Origin of the sequence: Burkholderia cenocepacia (genome assembly GCF_014211915.1) — a bacterium.
Lineage (GTDB): Bacteria > Pseudomonadota > Gammaproteobacteria > Burkholderiales > Burkholderiaceae > Burkholderia > Burkholderia orbicola.
On sequence record NZ_CP060040.1, the window covers coordinates 2172861 to 2189491 of the forward strand.

Consider the following 16631-nt stretch of genomic DNA (forward strand, 5'->3'; position numbering starts at 1 on the left):
ACTCCATGAGATACGTTATCGTATGTTTATGCGCAAAAACTTCCATCGAAAAACCCCGGCCGACGATGTCTGCCGGGGCGATTTCCCTACTCGCCAGCAGCCGCGACCGCTCCCGTCGTCGGCTCGCGCCCCGCCGAAGCTGCCGGCTCGAACACCAGCACCAGGTCGCCGCGATAGTGCCCGTTGATCGGTGCCGTCCCGCCGACAGCCGGCGCTTGCGCGCTGACCTTCACGTTGCGGGTTTCGTCATAGCCGTCGAATCCGTCGCGCCCCGGTTTCACCAGCATAAGCGTGCGGCCAACGCCGGGCGCGATTTCCGCGTCTTCGGCCTTGCCCGTCAGCACCACCTTCGTATTGGCAAGATCGTCGCGACCGTTCGACAGGCGCAGCGGCTGCAGCAGCGTGACGTTGATATCGGGATTCGTCGTGCGCACACGGATCGGCAGCGTCGTCGCGAACGTCGGTTGCCTGCCGTCGGTCGCGCTCAGATCGACCACGCCGTATGCGGTGTTGTCCGGCTGTGAAGCGAACAGGCTGTCGCCGATGTGCGCGGTCAGCGTGATTTTCTTGACGACCGCTTGCGGCGACGTCGGGCCCGCATGGGCGATGCCGGTCAAGGCGCCACATGCGACGAGTGCGGTGAGAGAAGTTCGGATTTTCATTGTGTAGTCCCGCATTCCGGAGGGTTGGGATTCGGGCGTCCGCGCCTTCCTTTGCCGGAAAATTCGGAATCCACTTATCCCGAAATTAACCGGCGCGATCTCCGTGGCATTCGATGCGCCCAGCCGCGACGCGCGCGATCGAGTCGGCTGAACTCGATCGAAAACACGTAACAGATTCGCGCAACAGCCAATACTGGCCTCGTTGTGCGAATCCTCCGCGCCACGGCATGCAACAACGATAGATCGCGGGAAGTCCGTTAAAAATCCATGGAAACCTTCACGGGTTTTTACGGTTTTCATTCACCAGTGCCATCTTGAAATCAAATAGAACGCACTCGCGAATTGCCGCCGCCGACCGCCTCGGTCATTCCGCCTCTGTTCAGCTCCCCGCTGCCCGCGCTATCGTTTCCCCCAATCCCACAGATTGCCTACCCGCCCGGCACGCTGCTCGTGATCGATGAGACGCACACGATCAGCGCCCGCCCCCTAAACCGCCTTCAATGCGCGCCGCGCCACTTCCGCGAAATACCGCGCGCCGATCGGCAAGATCTCGTCGTTGAAATCGTACGTCGCGTTGTGCAGCGGCACGCCGCCTTGCACGGCCGCTTCGCCGTTGCCGATGAACACGAAATTGCCCGGCACCGCCTGCAGGAACGCGCCGAAATCCTCCGAGATCATCGTCGGCTGCACGTCGGCGCTCACCGCGTCGGCGCCCACGATATGCGCGGCGGCATGCACGGCCGTGTCGACCCATTCCGGCGAATTCACCGTCGGCGCGAACTCGTGCGTGTAGTCGAACGTGCAGGTCGCGCCGTGCGTGCGGCAGATTCCTTCGCTGATCTCGCGCATCCGCGCCTCCAGCAGCGCCTGCACGTCGCGCGAATAGCTGCGCGTGTCGCCCTTGATCGTCACCGTCGACGGCAGCACGTTGCGCAGCCCGTCGGTGATGAATTCCGTGCACGACACCACCGCCTGCTGGCCCGGATCGAGATTGCGCGACACGATCGTCTGCAGCGCGAGCACGATCTGCGCGCCGATCACGATCGGATCGATGCCCATGTGCGGACGCGCCGCATGCGTGCCGCGCCCGTCGATCCGGATCACGAAGTTGTCCTCGCTCGCCATGATGCCGCCCGCACGTGTCGCGAACGTGCCCGCGCGCATGCCCGGCATGTTGTGCGCGCCGAAGATCGCATCGACCGGAAAGCGCTCGAACAGCCCGTCGGCCATCATCGCCTTCGCGCCGCGGCCGTGCTCTTCCGCCGGCTGGAAAATGAAGCGCACCGTGCCGTCGAAATCCTTGCGTTCGGCCAGCAACTGCGCGGCGCCGAGCACCATCGACATGTGGCCGTCGTGCCCGCACGCATGCATCTTGCCCGGCGTGCGCGACACGTGTTCGCGGCCCGGCGCGTGCTCGGCGATGTTCAGCGCATCCATGTCCGCGCGAATGCCGATCGCGCGCTGGCCGGTGCCGGCCGTCAGGTTCGCGACGAGCCCCGTGCCGCCGATGCCGCGATGCACGTCGAGCCCGAGCGTCGTGAGAATCCGCGCGACGTAGTCGGACGTATTCACTTCTTCGAAACCCGTCTCCGGATACTGGTGCAGATGGCGACGCCAGGTCTTCAGTTGGCCCTGCAGCGTGCTTTCTGCCGTTGCGTCGATTGCGTCCATTGCGTTTGCCTCGTCGGTCGTCACGTCGGTCGTCACGTCGTTCAGGCCGCCACCACCGCGCGGCTCAGCCAGTCGCGCTGCCGCGCGAGCACCGCGTCGGCCGTCTCGCCGACGCAATCCCGGTACACGGACGGCGCGGTCGCCCCTTCCGTGTTGATCGCGAGCACGCGCGCGTTCGCGTCGAGCCCGACCTGCCGCGCGCGCGCCGGGTCGCGCATCAGCACGTCGAGCCCCGCCACGCCGGCCGCGCCCGATTCGCCGGCGACGAACGGCACGTCGCGTTCGCTGCCGGCCGCGAGGCCGCGCATCGTCTGCACCGCGTCTTCATCGTCGATCAGCATGAAATGGTCGATGCACATCTCGAGGAAATCCCACGCGAGCGGCGACGCCTCGCCGCACGCGAGCCCGGCCATCACCGAATCGACGCTGCCGCTCGCCTTCGTCGCACGGCCCGCCAGCGCGCTCTGGTACAGGCAATCGGCCTGGCGCGGCTCGACGACGATGAAGCGCGGCCGCTGCACGCCGTCGCGCTCCCACAGGTAACTCGCGACGCCTGCGGCGAGGCCGCCCACGCCGCCCTGCAGGAACACGTGCGTGAACGGCCGCCCGTCGTCCTCCGCGGCCTGCGCGACCGCTTCGGCGGCGATCACGCCGTAGCCCTGCATCACGTCGCGCGGGATCGCTTCGTAGCCGTCGTACGACGTATCCGACACGACGTACCAGCCGTTCGCCTGCGCGAGCTGCGCCGCGCAGACGACCGATTCGTCATAGTTCCCGGCAATGCGCACGATCCGCGCGCCGTACGCGGAGATCGCGCGTTCGCGCTCCGCGTCGACGTTCGCGTGCAGCACGATCACGCAGCCGCAGCCGATCGCGCGCGCGGCGGCGGCCAGCGCGCGGCCGTGATTGCCGTCGGTCGCGCTGATCACCGTCAGGTCGGCCAGCGCCGATGCATAGCGACCGGTGACGAGCCCTTGCGGATCGAGTGCCTGCGCGCGCCGCAGCCGCTTCACGAGCCGCACCAGCGCGATCGGCGCGCCGAGCGCCTTGAAGCTGCCGAGCGGCGAGCGGCACGACTCGTCCTTCACGCTGACGCTCGCGACACCGAGTCGCGCGGCGAGATCGGGCAGCGCACGCAGCGGCGTGCGCGCGTGGCCGACGAGCGGCCAGTGCGCGAGCCATGCGCCGCTTTCGTCCGCCGACGCGATGTTCATCACGCGGCGCAGCGCGTTCGGGTAGGCGGTGCGCGATGCACGCGGGTTGGCGATCAGCATGGCGAAAAGGCTCCGGAGCGGGACCGCGCAGGCGGGCGGTCGGGTGAGACAGATGGGTCGGGGCAGGCAGGCGCGTATTGCGCTCGCCGTCGGTTGGAAAAATAATATTGCGCATGCTGGTGAATGAAATCGCCAAATCGACCGCTTCGACGCAAAAATTTCTCATTCTTTCGAGGTTTCACGCGCCATCATGACGACCCCTCTCGATGCGTTCGATCGCAAGCTGTTGATGGAAGTCCAGCGCGACGCGCAGACGCCGCAAGCCGAGCTCGGCGCGCGCGTCAACCTGTCGACCGCCGCGGTGAACCGGCGGCTGCGGCGCCTCGCGGAAGATGGCGTGATCGAGCGCTACACGGCCGTCGTCGCGCCGGACAAGGTCGATCATCCGCTGACGATCGTCGTGAACGTCGAGGTCGAAAGCGAGCAGATCGACCAGCTCGACGCGATGAAGCGCGCGTTCGAGCGCTGCCCGCAGATCCAGCAGTGCTACTACGTGACGGGGGAATGGGATTTCGTGCTGATCCTCGCGGTGCGCAACATGGATCAGTACAACGCGCTCACGCGCGAGCTGTTCTTCGCGAACAACAACGTGAAGCGGTTCAAGACGCTGGTGAGCATGAGCCGCGTGAAGGTCGGGCTCGACGTGCCGGTCGATGCCGGCGAGTGAATGAATGAGGCCATGAAGCGGCCGGCACGTCGTTACACGCGCCGGCCGCCTCCCATCGACGGCTACGTCAACGACAACTGAAGCTCGCCGCCGAGTTCAGGTCGCCCGAACCGTTGTAGCGCGCGACCTGCGGATACGGGCACAACGGACGCGTACGGCCCGCGCCCCACGACGTCGGCACGTCCGCGTTCGGCACCGCGTTCGTCGTGTCGCGTGCGGTCGCCACGACCGCCGCGGGCGCCTGCCCCTGTTCGACCCACGCGACGAGCGGCGTCAGCATGTCGAACTGGTCGGCGGCCGGCCCGCCCGAGCAGTGGTTCATCCCCGGCACCGGATAGAAGCGAGCAAAGCTCGACGCATCGCCGCCGTTCGCCTGCGCGACCTGCGCATACCAGTCGCGCGTGTCGTTGAACGAGAACACCGGGTCGCCGGTGCCGTGATAGACGAGCAGCTTCGCGCCGCGCGACTTCAGCGCGGCGAGGTTCGTCTCGTCGGGCGGCGTCATGAACAACCACGACGATTGCGTGTAAGTGCCGTTCGTCGCGAAGATCGCCGGCGCGTCGTTGTCCATGTCGAAACCGAGCGCGAAACCGGGCAGGTTCGCGAGCGCCGCGGCGGTTTTCGGCGGCGTCATGAACGTGAACGCCATCGCGGCCGGGTCGAGCGTGACGGAATTCGACTGCTTCCACCCGGCCCAGCCTGGGCCCGAGATGCCCGGATCGTACGGAAAGCTCGCGTAGAGCGCCGTGCCCGCGCTGTTGCGCGCACCGGCGAACACGTTCTCCAGCGCGGTTTTCTGCGCAGGCGTCAGGCACGACCCGGTGCGCGTGCCGTTCGCGCAGGTCGGGATGTCCGTGTCGACGCTGAAATGCGTCTGGCACGCGGCGACGTCCTGCACCATCCCGTCGGCCGCGCCGTCGAGCGCATCGCATTTCTCGAGAATCTTCGCGCCGACGAACTGGCGCTCCGCATCGTTGAAACCACTGCGGATATCCGGCAGCCCGTTGGTGCCGGTGGCCGACGCGATCTTCGCGAACTGCTGGGCGCCATACATCTCGCCGATCGCCGCCTTCGGCAGATGGAAGCCCGGATCGCCCGCGATGATGCCGTCGTAGTCGGCCGGGTTGCGCACCGCCGTGACCATCGCGTGACGGCCGCCGTTCGAGCAGCCGCCGAAATAGCTGCGATCGGGCGCCTTGCCGTACGCGAGCCGGATCACCTGCTTCGCCATCGGCGTCAGCGCGTCGACGGCGCCGTAGCCGTAATCGATCCGCGCCTGCGGATCGAGACCGAACAGCGGATTCTGCGCGGCGCTGTGCCCGGAATCCGAGCTGATCACCGCGAAGCCCTGGTTCAGCGCGTTGGTCAGCGGCCCGCCGCCGCCGATCTCGCCGGTCGCGGTCACGACGTTGCCGTCGAGCCCGCCGTTGGCCTGGTAGAAGAAGCGGCCGTTCCACGCTTTCGGCAAGCGCATCTCGAAGCCGATCGCATAGGTGTTGCCGTCCACCGCGCTCACGCGCTGGTTCATCTTGCCGGCGATCACGCAGTGCTCGGCGACCGGCTTGCCGGCCACCGTCAGCGTGCCGGCCGCGGCGGTCGTCACCGACGTGAACGACGTGTTCGCATAAGCGAGCTTCGCGGCGAGCGCGTCGCAGGTCTGCGCCATCGTGGCCGGCGTCGCGGCGCTCAGGTGCGTGGGCGGGGCGCTGATCGAATCGTCGCCGCCGCAACCGGCGAGCAGGGCAGCGGCGGACAACGGCGCGATACAGAGGAATGCAGATTTCCTGTTCAAGATAACTCCCGTTGGGTTCGTCACGCCGGTGAATCAGAACATGTGCCGCATGCCAACCATCGCGCCGAGCTGCCCCATCCCCGCGCCGGGCGTCGTGCCGGGCCCGCCGCCGCTGACCGAGTAGCGTGCATGCTCGCTGTTCCACAGATACGACGATTGCGCATAGACGGCCGTGCGCTTGGTCAGCAGATAGGTCGCGCGCAGCGTGGCCATCGTCGCGCGCGTGTCGTGCGCGCTGTTGACGATCCGGTAGCCTTCGCCGTCGACGATGAAATCGGGCTTCACCGCATACGACGCGCCGACGAAGAACAGGTCGGAATGCGCGCCCGCCGCGGCCGGCGAACCGGTCGACACGCGCCGCCCGATCCAGCCCGCGCCGATCTTCGCGCCGGCCGCCTGCGCATACGCGCTGACGTGCGTGCGCGCATCCTTGCCGCCGCTGCTGGTGAAGGGAACGGGCGCCACGCCGTCGAAGAAGTTGGCGGCCGCGCCGGTGCCGCCGCGCTGTTCCTCGTACGACGCCGCCGCACCGAAGTACGCGCTGTCGTACTTGAGCATCACCGACCAGTTGCGGCACTGCACCGCGTCGCCCGGCACCTGCCCCGCGCACGTGCCCTGCCCCGGCGAATTGCCGGTGCCCGCGCCGTCGCGGCCGAACGAATAGGCGGCGCCGAGCGTCACGCCGCGATACGTGCCGAGGTAGGTCACCGCGTTGTCGGCGCGGCCGTTCGGCACGTACGCGTCGAACGAGCCGAGCCCGTAGATGTCGGGGCCGATGATGTCCGCGCCCTGCAGCGCGAGATAGGTCATCGTGTACTGACGGCCGAACGCGAGCGTGCCGAAGCCGCTCTTCAGCCCGACGAACGCCTGCCGCCCGAACAGCCGGCCGCCCTGCCCGAGATCGCCGCCGCGCACGTTGAAGCCGCTTTCGAGCGTAAACACCGCCTGATAGCCGCCGCCGAGATCCTCGGTGCCGCGCAGCCCCCAGCGCGACGGCAGCTCACCCGTCACGCCCGGCATCCGCACGACATGATCGCCGGCCGCGTTCGCGTGCGACACGAATTCGACGCCCGTATCGATGATCCCGTACAGCGTCACGCTCGACTGCGCATGCGCACCGGGCGCCGCGAGCGCGCAGCACGCGCCGGCGGCCAGCAGGCCGTTCCTTGTCTTCGTCTTCATCGTTGCGTCTCCAGACCTTGAGTAAGCGCGCTCTGACGGCGCGCATTGAAAAAAACCGAAACCTCAGTCGCCGGCTTGCGGGCGGCGAATCAGCACGAACGCAGCGAAAGCCGCGACGAGCGTGACCGGGATGCTCGCGCCGATCACGACGGGCGCGCTGCGGCCCGCGGCCAGCAGCGTCGCGGCCGCGAGCGGCCCGACGACGGAGCCGAGCCGGCCGACCGCCACCGCCGCGCCGACGCCGGTGCCGCGCATCGCGGTCGGGTAGTAGATCGCCGCGAGCGCATACAGCACCGACTGCCCGCCGACGACGAACATCCCCGCCGCGAACGCGGCGGCCGCGAGCGACCCGAAACCCGGCGCGGCCGCGAGCGCGGCGAGCGACAGCACGATCCCGACGTACATCCCGCCGACCACGCGCGACGCGCGCATCCGGTCGAGCGCCGCGCCGATGCCGAGCGCGCCGAGCCCCGCGCCGACGTTGAACGCGATCTGCACGAGGCCGACGTGCGCGCGATCGAGCCCGCGCGAGGCCATCAGCGACGGCAGCCAGTTCAGCAGGAAGTAGAGGACGATCAGCGTGCAGAAGTAGCTGACCCACAGCGCGACCGTCGACGTCGTGCGACCGTCGCCGAACAGCGTGCGGCCGACGCTCGCGCGCGCGGCTTGCGTGCCGGCGACGTCGAGATACGCGCGCGATTCCGGCAGGCACCACACGAGCAGCGGCACGAGCAGCAGCGGCCCCACGCCGCCGACGTAGAAGATGTGCCGCCATTCGGTGTCGCCCGCGAGCAGCACGCCGATCACCGATGCGATCACGCCGCCGAACGGAATCCCGCAGTACATCGTCGCGACCGCGCTGCTGCGCGAGCGCGGCTCGACCGCTTCGGACGACAGCGCGATCAGGTTCGGCATCGCGCCGCCGAGGCCGATGCCGGTCAGCACGCGCACGACGACGAGCATCGCGAACGTCGATACCTGCGCGGTCGCGATCGACAGCAGCCCGAACAGCACGACCGATGCGATCAGCACGCGCTTGCGGCCGATCCGGTCGGCGAGCCGCCCGCCGAGCATCGCGCCCGGCAGCAGCCCGAAGGTGCCCGCGCTGAACGCGATGCCCATTTGCGACACGGTCAATCCGAATTCGCGCGCCATCCGCGGCGCGGCGACGCCGACCGACTGCAGGTCGAGCCCTTCGAGGAGTGCGATCGCGAAACACAGCGCGAGCGTGGTCGCGACCGTGGATTTTTCGGCAACGTACGTGTTCATGTCTCCAGTCCCATGTCTTTGTAGTCGGTCGGCCGTGCGACGACCGCCGCGCGCCGCCGCCGGCCAGTGGCGGTGCGGCGCGCGAGGTGTCGTATGAACGGCTGCCTTTATCAGGCAACCTGATTCACTGGCCGAAAGAGCGCCTGCCGGTGTCGTGGCCGGCCGGTCGTTGTGCCTGCTGGTTGCTTACTGCCGTAACTGCTCGCGCGTGCTGCCTACGCGTAAATCACGTCGGGATCGCGCCGCGCCGGGTCGTACAGCGCGTCGATCGTCGCCGCGCGATGCTTCTGCACGGCCGCCTGGTTCAGCGAACCCTTGTCGGTCACCTCGCCGAGATCGAGCGACGGCGGCGTGTCGATCAGCCGGATTCGCGCGACGAACGTCGACCCGCCGCTCGCATTCCGGTTCAACGCAGCCAGCCACGCCGCGAACGCCGCGCGCACGGCCGGCGCGCGCAGCACGTCGGTCACCGATGCATCCGCGGCGAGCCCTGCCAGCGCACGGCACGCCTCGACGCGCGGAAACACCAGCAAGCCGATGTCGTCGCGATTGATCCCGGTGACGACCACGTCCTGCACGTACGGCGCACCCGTCGACACCGCGTTCGCGCGCAACGGCCCGACGCTCACGAACGTGCCGCTGCTCAGCTTGAAATCCTCGGTCAACCGCCCGTCGAACAGCAGCCCGAGTTCCGGCCGCTCCGGATCGGCAAAGACGCCCGCGTCGCCGCTGCGGTAATAGCCTTCTTCGTCGAACACGTCGCGCGGATCGACGTCCGCGTGCCAGTAGCCGCGCATCACGTTCGGCCCCTTGAAGCGCAGTTCGTGCTTGCCGCCGCACGGCACGAGCTTCGCGTCGCAGCCGGGCGCGGGCAGCCCGATATAGCCGGCGCGCATCAGCGGCCCCGTCGTGAACAGGCACGACGGCGACGCCTCCGTCATCCCGAGGCCGGCCATGATCCGGATACGCTCGCCGCAATGCGCTTCGGTCACGCGGTCGAGCCGGTCCCACGCGGCCTGCGACAGCCCCGCGCCGCCGAAGAAATACAGCTTCACGCGCGAGAAGAACGTGTCGCGCAATTCGGCATCGCGTTCGAGCGCGGCGGTCAGTTCCTCCCAGCCCTTCGGCACGTTGAAGTAGATCGTCGGCGCGATCTCGCGCAAATTGCGCACGGTTTCGTCGAAGCGGCCGGGCATCGGGCGGCCGTCGTCGATGTACAGCGTGCCGCCGTTGTACAGCGCGATGCCGAGGTTGTGGCTGCCGCCGAACGTGTGATTCCACGGTAGCCAGTCCACCAGCACCGGCGGCTCGCGCGTGAGTTCCGGCATCGTCTGGCGCAGCATCTGCTGGTTGCTGCACAGCATCCGGTGCGTGGTCGGCACGGCCTTCGGCTGCTTCGTCGAACCGGACGTGAACAGGATCTTCGCGAGATGGTCGGGGCCGATCGCCTCGTGGATCGCGTCGATCGTGCGCGGTGCGGTGGCGAGCAGGCGCGACAGCGGCACCGCGCGGCCGCTTGCATCAGCATCGGCATCGACATCGCGCGCGACGATCAGCGCCGCATCGGCCGGCAACGTCGCGTCGAGCGCCCGCGCGAACGGTGCGCGTTCCGCGACGAACACCGCGCCCGGCCGCAGCACGCCGAGCGTATGACGCAACTTGCCGTAGTCGGTCGACACCAGCGAATACGCGGGCGAGATCGGCGAGTACGGCACGCCGGCCAGCATCGCAGCGAACATCAGTTGCAGGTGCTCGAGATCATTGCCGGACAGCACCGCGAGCGGACGCTCGGCCGACAACCCGAGATCGACGAGGCCCTGGCCGAGCGCCCGGGCGCGTTCGAGCATCTGCGCGTAAGTGATCTCGATCCAGTTGCCGTCGGCGCCGCGCCGCGCGGCCAGCACGCGGTCGGGGTGCGCCTGCGCGCCCCGCACGAGGCAGTCGGTGACGCGCGTCGGGTAATCGCCGAGCGGCTCGCGCGAACGCAGGTACCAGGTGCCGTCGTCGGCGCGGCGAATCTCGGCCGCGCCCACGGCGACGGCGGCCGCGCGATAGCGCACGGCGCCCGTGTCGTTCATCGGGCCGCTGGTGGGCGTCTCAACATTCATCGTCGGCTCGCTCATACCGGGTAATGCCGTGGCGCGGTCTGCACGGTGATCCAGCGCAGCTCGGTGAATTCGGCGATCGACGCGCGGCTGCCGAAGCGGCCGTAGCCGCTCGCCTTCGTGCCGCCGAACGGCATCTGCGCTTCGTCGTGCACGGTCGGCCCGTTGACGTGGCAGATCCCCGATTCGATCCGCCGCGCGACCGCCATCGCACGTGCGATATCGCGGCTGAACACACTCGCCGACAGCCCGAATTCGCTGTCGTTCGCCAGCGCGACCGCCTCGTCGTCGTTGTCCGCGCGCAGGATCGCGACGACCGGTGCGAACGATTCCTCGCGATAGAGCCGCATGCCGGGCGTGACGCCGTCGACGATCGCGGGCTGCATCGTCGCACCCTCCACACGGCAGCCGAGCGGCAATTGCGCGCCCTGCGCACGCGCATCCTCGACCAGCGACGCCGCGCGCGCGGCGGCCGACGCATCGACCATCGTGCCGAGCGGATGGCCGGCCAGCGGATCGCCGGCGATCAACGTGCGCGCCTTCGCGGCGAGCCGCTCGACGAGCGCATCGGCGATCGGCCGCGCGACGATCACGCGCTCGGTCGACATGCAGATCTGCCCCTGGTTGAAGAATGCGCCGAACGCGATCGCGTCGACGGCCGCGTCGAGATCGGCATCGTCGAGCACCAGCACCGGCGCCTTGCCGCCGAGTTCGAGCAGCACGGGTTTCAGGTGCGCGGCCGCGTGGCGCGCGATGATGCGGCCGACGTGCGTCGACCCGGTGAAGTTGATCCGCTTCACGTGCGGATGCGCGATCATCCGCTCGACGAGTTCGGGCGCGTCGGCCGCCGCGTGCGTGATCACGTTGACCACGCCCGCGCCGAGCCCCGCTTCGTCCAGCACTTCGCCGATCAGCGCGTGCACGCCCGGGCACGCCTCGGACGCCTTCAGCACGACCGTGTTGCCGCATGCGAGCGGCATCGCCAGCGCGCGCGTGCCGAGGATCACCGGCGCGTTCCACGGCGCGATGCCGAGCACCACGCCGCACGGCACACGCATCGCGAGCGCCAGATTGCCCGGTACGTCGGACGGGATCACGTCGCCGTCGATCTGCGTCGTCATCGACGCGGCCTCGCGCAGCATGTTCGCCGCGAGCGTCACGTTGAAGCCGAGCCAGCCGGGCGTCGCGCCGGTTTCAGCCACGCCGGTCGCGATGAACGCGTCGATGCGCGCGTCCATCAGGTCGGCCGCCTTCAGCAGCCGGCGGCGGCGCTCGGTCGGCGCAAGCGCCGCCCATGCGGGGAACGCGCGGTGCGCGGCGTCGATCGCCGCGTCGGCATCGGCCACGCCGGCCGCCGGCGCGCGCGATGCGAGCGCGCCGGTCGCGGGGTTGAAGCGGTCGAAGGTGCGCCCGTCGCGGGCGTTGCACCACTCGCCGCCGATCAGCATCCGTCTGTCTGTCATGTCGTCTCCTGCCTTGCCTGTCTCTTGCGATTACGCCGGCGGGGAAGCCGGCGGCTGCGTCCGCGCTTGTCTCAGCGCTTGTATGCCTGCAGGCCCGGCTTGATCGTCTTGTCGTCGAGGAACTGCTTCAGGCCCTGCTCGCGGCCGCGCTCCGGATCGCGCAGCTGCGCCTGGTCGAGCTTCGCATACAGGTAATCCTCGCACTGTTCCCACGTGAGTTCGCGCGAACGCTTGAAGCCGTGCTTCGCCGCGCGCAGCACGACCGGGTTCTTGTCCATCAGCCGCGCGGCGAGCGCGATCGTCGCGTCGCGCAGTTCGGCGAGCGGCACGCTGCTGTTCACGAGGCCCATCTCGGCCGCTTGTGCGCCGGTGAACGTGTCGCCGGTCATGATGTAGTGCAGCGCGCGGCGATGCCCGACCGTGTCCGCCATCGCCTTGCTGACGAGGTTGCCCGGCGGGATGCCCCAGTTGATCTCCGACAGCCCGAACACCGCGTCGTCCGCCGCGATCGCGAGGTCGCACGCGACGAGCGGCGAGAACCCGCCGCCGAAGCACCAGCCGTTCACCATCGCGATGGTCGGCTTGTTGTACATCCGCAGGCGGCGCCACTGCCATTCCGATGCGTCGCGGCGCACTTTTTCCTGCAGCGCGTCGGAGCCGCCGTCGATCTCGCGGAAATATTCCTTCAGATCCATGCCGGCCGTCCACGCGGCGCCCGCGCCGGTCAGCACCAGCACCTTTGCCTCGTCGTCGAACTCGACCGCGTCGAGGACTTCCAGCATCTCCCGGTTCAGCGTCGGGCTCATGGCATTGCGCTTCTCGGGGCGATTCAGCGTGACCCACGCGATGCCGGCCTCCACTTTCACTTCAACGGTCTGCCAACGGTTGTCGTACTTGCTCATGTCTGTTCCTGTCGTTCGTTTCCAGTGCGATTCGGTGCGCAGCATGCGTGCTGCGGACGACTTCATTTAATATCAGGCTACCTGATATTGCAAGCGGCACGAACGCCGGTGTAAACCCGGAGCGGAACGAGGAGAAAGCGCGGGGGAAATCAGGGCGCGGTCGGGCGAACGCCGATGGTGCGGACGCAGCGAGCGCGGGCCTGACGGCGGGCTCGCGTCGTGAAAACGGGGAAGCGGTCAGCCGCGCAGGTTGCGTGAGAACAGTTCGAGCGCGCGCTGCACGTGCGCGGCGTCGTCGGCCGAGATGTCGCCGAGCATGCGTGCCTCGACCGGCCGCAGCGCGGCTTCGCATTCGCGCAGCATCGCCGCGCCGGCGTCGGTCAGCGTCAGCAGGATGATGCGGCCGTGCGACGGGTCGGCTTCGCGCGTGACGAAACCGCGGGCGGCCATCACGCTCATCACCTCGTTCGCCGATTGTGGCGTGATCCACGAGCGCTCGGCCAGTTGCGCATTCGACGATGCGCCGCGCGCCTCGAGCACCGACAGCGCCGTGTATTGCGCGAGCGTGATGCCGAGCGGCGCGAGCGCGTCGGTCATATGGCGGCGCAGCAGCCGGTCGAGGCCGCCGATCACGTAGGTCAGGCGCTGTTGCACGCGCGCTTTCGGCTTGTCGGCCGGTGCGCGGGCGGCGTCCTTCGCGGCGGGTTTCGAACGAGCGGGCTTGGTCGGGGTGGAACTCATGGCGCGTGCTGGATGGAATTGCGGGCCATCTTACCAGCAGGTGGGGGGACGAACGCATAGTCGCGACATCACGCTCAGCGTCCCTCCATGTTCTCAGTTGCCTCGTATAAGTACGAAATTATCGGTCCGCACATCCATTAAATTACCAAAAACAATCGATTCTCATCTTGAAAATGGTTCGTCACTTCGTGATGGGGTAAAAGAACAGCTTCATTCCAATCTTCACAAGGCGGAGTGACTGCGATACCGGAACCAACAAAGGTTAATATGAGACGAGAATTTTATGGCTGACGTAAAAAAGATTCCTTACTATAGACCTCAAAAAGGGGTGCTAGGGCCAGAATTGAAGAAGTACGATGGCGCACAAGGATGCATCCCGCTCGAGACTCAAAAAACTGTATCAATCGATAAACTGGCTCCAGGCGAAAAGCCGCCGCCTCCCCCTCCACTGCCACTGCCACTAAAGCCGGTAGTGAAGCCGCCCAAAACTCGAAAGCAAGCAGAAGCACCGCAGTCGAAGACCAAAGAACCGCCAAGGCAGGACGAGGCCGAAGTTTGCGAGAATCCCCCGCCCTTTGATTTGCAAGATGTAGCTATTGCGATGGATAACTTGGGCTGGAGAGTGTCAGCCAAACTCGCACGCATTTGGTTTGCGAGTTCCGAGCATATTTATAATGATAATGCCAAATCAATTCAACCAATAAACAATGACAGTGTAACTTTTGACTGGACATTGAAATTTGGAAGTGTTCGGAGGAAATATGACAAGCTTCTTTCCGAGGATATTTATCGAGACGCCGCCATAGTCGAAGCAAAAACAAAAATTCTTGCAAAAATTAAAAAGACGTTTTCAGAAGATCGACAGGCAAACCTCAATATCAATACGACTCAATTTTTGTCTGACATTCGTCATTTCCATATAGATTGGCAATTTCAGCTTGCCTCAATCAGCAATTGGGACACACTCGAAAATCTCGCACCGACGGATCTCACGGGAGCCCTGGCGAATTTTAATATATACGCAGCCATAGGCAATCTTGAGATCACTGGCGAAAAATATTTCAGATATGAGAAAACGAGCAATTTTTATTGCGTAGACGCCATCGGAAAAATTACGCATGTGCACCTTTCCGTCAAAGACAACTACTCATTTAATGGAATTCAATATTTGGGGCATTGGAATAAGCGTGGTGTGATCATCGCGCCGGGGTCCGTGATAAGTGAGTCGGCGTCTAGTTCACCAAAGCGCGATACTGATGTGGATATCTGGGTAAAAAGCATCAACAAGCCCGTGGACACGAGAAAGAGCCTTTTCGGGAAGTTCAAAGAGCCCGACGTGTTCTATCCGATCTACAACTCCGACTATAGTCGATGGCGCGCCAAGCATCATAGGGGCGGCGACTTTATGATATATTCAAAACCCGTCTATCTAAAGCTGAAGAAACCTGTCGAAATAAAGCTTGGTGAAATATGCAGATTAGCGCCCTCCGAATCACTGGGCTAGCCATTCTTCTGTTTTTGCTGATTGGCTTTTCCATTCATATGACCAGACCAAATTATGGTCGGTGCGATTTTTTTGAAAAGGAACTGAATGGGGGAAGAAGGAATTTGGGGGCGTGGAATATTACGCAAAGTTGTGTGGAGCGAATGTTCGGAATGGGCATGAAGTGAGGCTTCAGCTTTTTGACGGAACCGGAGAATTGCGCGCTCAACGCTATTTTTCATACTATGTAAATTCAGCAACCGAGCGAGAACTGGTAGATGGTGCCGGTGGAATCATATATTACGATGGCTCGAGCAGTGATGTGATGCAGTTGCTTGCGATTCCGCCTACCAAGTGGGATCGGATTCGCGCCCAACTACCTTTATTTTAATTGTGGTGATCGTGTGCAAAAGAAAAGCCTCCGACCCTTCACAAGCCGGGGGCTTTCGTCGTTCTGCGCCACTTCGGGTTGCCAGCCGATAGCACCTGCCGTCCACACCGCCATTCATCCAGTACGAGTCCCCGCAAACCGCCCAGTCGGCAACCCCGCGTAGCGTGTCTGCGCGACGAACACGCCGCCCGCGTGCGCATCGTCGGCCAGCGCGTCATCGCTCAGGTCAACACGCGCACTCGTCACATACAGCCGGCCTTCACCGTCGATGGCAACGCAGCTCGGCTGCGCGGTCGGCACTTCAACGCGATCCGTCTCGATCCCGTCCGGCCCATAGCGCACGACGCGCCGCCCACCCCACTGCGCATTCCACAGCCCGCCGTCGCGATCGACGATCGAGCCGTCCGGGTCGCCGTCTACATCCGTCAGCCGCGCGAACGGCCGCACATTGGCCACATCGCCCTCCGCGCGGTAATCGCACACGAAAATCTCGCGCACCAGCGAATCGCAGAAATACATCTTCGAACCATCCGGCGAGAACCCGATGCTGTTCGCGATCGCGGCCGGCGGCAACGCGAGCCGTTCGAGCGTGAGATCGGAATTGAGCCGATAGAACCCGCCGACCGCGCGCGGCGGCTCGGCGCCTTCGTCCTTCATCCCGAACACGAACGCGCCGGCCCCGTCGCAGCGCCCGTCGTTCAGCCGCGTGGGCAGTTCAGGCTCGACGTCGACGATCCGCGTGAACGCGCCGCTGCGCAGATCGAAGAACGCGAGATGGGTCGCGAGCCCGACCAGCAGCACGTCTGGATCGTCGGTCAGCGCAAAGCAGGCGAGCCGCTCGGGCATCGCCCACTGCGCGAGATCCGAACCGTCCGCGCGACAGCGCCACAGCTGCGCGCCTTCGATGTCCACCCAGTACAGCGCGTGCGTCCTGTCGCACCACGTCGCGCCTTCGCCGAGCGTGTTGCGGCTGTCGGCCAGCAGCGTCGCCGGCGCGGCCGGATGAGTCTGTTGCATGCCGTCTCCCGA

General features: G+C 66.0%; 13 protein-coding genes. 2 read left to right on the plus strand and 11 right to left on the minus strand.

The window, feature by feature from the left end:
- Positions 1-86: 86 nt before the first annotated feature.
- From SY91_RS26185 to SY91_RS26195, 3 genes are all read right to left on the minus strand, one after another.
- The gene (locus tag SY91_RS26185; protein WP_260632446.1) at positions 87-962 is read right to left on the minus strand and encodes a hypothetical protein; all 876 of its coding nucleotides are present in this window, start codon (positions 960-962) and stop codon (positions 87-89) included.
- A 186-nt stretch (positions 963-1148) separates the two neighbouring features.
- A complete protein-coding gene (locus SY91_RS26190; protein ID WP_043888018.1) occupies positions 1149-2333 on the minus strand; it encodes a M20 aminoacylase family protein in 1185 nt (394 codons plus the stop codon).
- Between the two features lie 41 nt (positions 2334-2374).
- Complete coding sequence (locus SY91_RS26195; protein WP_023477022.1) at positions 2375-3607, minus strand: diaminopropionate ammonia-lyase; 1233 nt, start codon at positions 3605-3607, stop codon at positions 2375-2377.
- A gap of 190 nt (positions 3608-3797) precedes the next feature.
- Between SY91_RS26195 and SY91_RS26200 the strand changes: the two genes are divergently transcribed.
- Positions 3798-4274 carry an Lrp/AsnC family transcriptional regulator gene (locus tag SY91_RS26200; protein WP_006485043.1) on the plus strand — a complete coding sequence of 159 codons (477 nt, stop codon included), beginning with the start codon at positions 3798-3800 and terminating at the stop codon, positions 4272-4274.
- A gap of 67 nt (positions 4275-4341) precedes the next feature.
- Here the strand turns inward: SY91_RS26200 and SY91_RS26205 are convergent, their stop codons facing one another.
- The 7 genes from SY91_RS26205 to SY91_RS26235 form a co-directional block, all read right to left on the minus strand.
- The gene (locus SY91_RS26205) at positions 4342-6066 is read right to left on the minus strand and encodes a tannase/feruloyl esterase family alpha/beta hydrolase (RefSeq protein WP_023477024.1); all 1725 of its coding nucleotides are present in this window, start codon (positions 6064-6066) and stop codon (positions 4342-4344) included.
- 33 nt (positions 6067-6099) lie between these two features.
- Entirely contained in the window at positions 6100-7248 is a 1149-nt protein-coding gene (locus SY91_RS26210) for a porin (protein ID WP_011548809.1), read from the minus strand.
- Positions 7249-7311: 63 nt separating this feature from the next.
- Complete coding sequence (gene mhpT / locus SY91_RS26215; RefSeq protein ID WP_124476323.1) at positions 7312-8517, minus strand: 3-(3-hydroxy-phenyl)propionate transporter MhpT; 1206 nt, start codon at positions 8515-8517, stop codon at positions 7312-7314.
- Positions 8518-8732: 215 nt separating this feature from the next.
- Positions 8733-10640 (minus strand): feruloyl-CoA synthase, encoded by a 1908-nt coding sequence (locus tag SY91_RS26220; RefSeq protein ID WP_023476189.1) that lies wholly within the window; start codon positions 10638-10640, stop codon positions 8733-8735.
- Positions 10637-12085, minus strand: a complete 1449-nt coding sequence (locus SY91_RS26225) for an aldehyde dehydrogenase (RefSeq protein ID WP_043887511.1) — start codon at positions 12083-12085, stop codon at positions 10637-10639. The genes SY91_RS26220 and SY91_RS26225 overlap by 4 nt, the downstream gene beginning before the upstream one ends.
- A 71-nt stretch (positions 12086-12156) precedes the next feature.
- Positions 12157-12987, minus strand: a complete 831-nt coding sequence (locus tag SY91_RS26230) for a p-hydroxycinnamoyl CoA hydratase/lyase (RefSeq protein WP_012339104.1) — start codon at positions 12985-12987, stop codon at positions 12157-12159.
- 237 nt (positions 12988-13224) lie between these two features.
- Positions 13225-13728 carry a MarR family winged helix-turn-helix transcriptional regulator gene (locus SY91_RS26235; RefSeq protein WP_023476186.1) on the minus strand — a complete coding sequence of 168 codons (504 nt, stop codon included), beginning with the start codon at positions 13726-13728 and terminating at the stop codon, positions 13225-13227.
- Between the two features lie 283 nt (positions 13729-14011).
- Between SY91_RS26235 and SY91_RS26240 the strand changes: the two genes are divergently transcribed.
- Entirely contained in the window at positions 14012-15232 is a 1221-nt protein-coding gene (locus SY91_RS26240; RefSeq protein WP_185921229.1) for a DUF6402 family protein, read from the plus strand.
- A gap of 484 nt (positions 15233-15716) precedes the next feature.
- On the opposite strand, the gene SY91_RS26245 is transcribed toward SY91_RS26240, so the two are convergent.
- Complete coding sequence (locus tag SY91_RS26245) at positions 15717-16619, minus strand: SMP-30/gluconolactonase/LRE family protein (RefSeq protein ID WP_023476185.1); 903 nt, start codon at positions 16617-16619, stop codon at positions 15717-15719.
- Positions 16620-16631: the final 12 nt, after the last annotated feature.

Coding starts and splice junctions, on each gene's coding strand:
- SY91_RS26185 (WP_260632446.1), bottom strand. CDS start 962: ATGAAAACCGTAAAAACCCGTGAAGGTTTCCATGGATTTTTAACGGAC.
- SY91_RS26190 (WP_043888018.1), bottom strand. CDS start 2,333: ATGGACGCAATCGACGCAACGGCAGAAAGCACGCTGCAGGGCCAACTG.
- SY91_RS26195 (WP_023477022.1), bottom strand. CDS start 3,607: ATGCTGATCGCCAACCCGCGTGCATCGCGCACCGCCTACCCGAACGCG.
- SY91_RS26200 (WP_006485043.1), top strand. CDS start 3,798: ATGACGACCCCTCTCGATGCGTTCGATCGCAAGCTGTTGATGGAAGTC.
- SY91_RS26210 (WP_011548809.1), bottom strand. CDS start 7,248: ATGAAGACGAAGACAAGGAACGGCCTGCTGGCCGCCGGCGCGTGCTGC.
- mhpT (WP_124476323.1), bottom strand. CDS start 8,517: ATGAACACGTACGTTGCCGAAAAATCCACGGTCGCGACCACGCTCGCG.
- SY91_RS26220 (WP_023476189.1), bottom strand. CDS start 10,640: ATGAGCGAGCCGACGATGAATGTTGAGACGCCCACCAGCGGCCCGATG.
- SY91_RS26225 (WP_043887511.1), bottom strand. CDS start 12,085: ATGACAGACAGACGGATGCTGATCGGCGGCGAGTGGTGCAACGCCCGC.
- SY91_RS26230 (WP_012339104.1), bottom strand. CDS start 12,987: ATGAGCAAGTACGACAACCGTTGGCAGACCGTTGAAGTGAAAGTGGAG.
- SY91_RS26235 (WP_023476186.1), bottom strand. CDS start 13,728: ATGAGTTCCACCCCGACCAAGCCCGCTCGTTCGAAACCCGCCGCGAAG.
- SY91_RS26240 (WP_185921229.1), top strand. CDS start 14,012: ATGGCTGACGTAAAAAAGATTCCTTACTATAGACCTCAAAAAGGGGTG.
- SY91_RS26245 (WP_023476185.1), bottom strand. CDS start 16,619: ATGCAACAGACTCATCCGGCCGCGCCGGCGACGCTGCTGGCCGACAGC.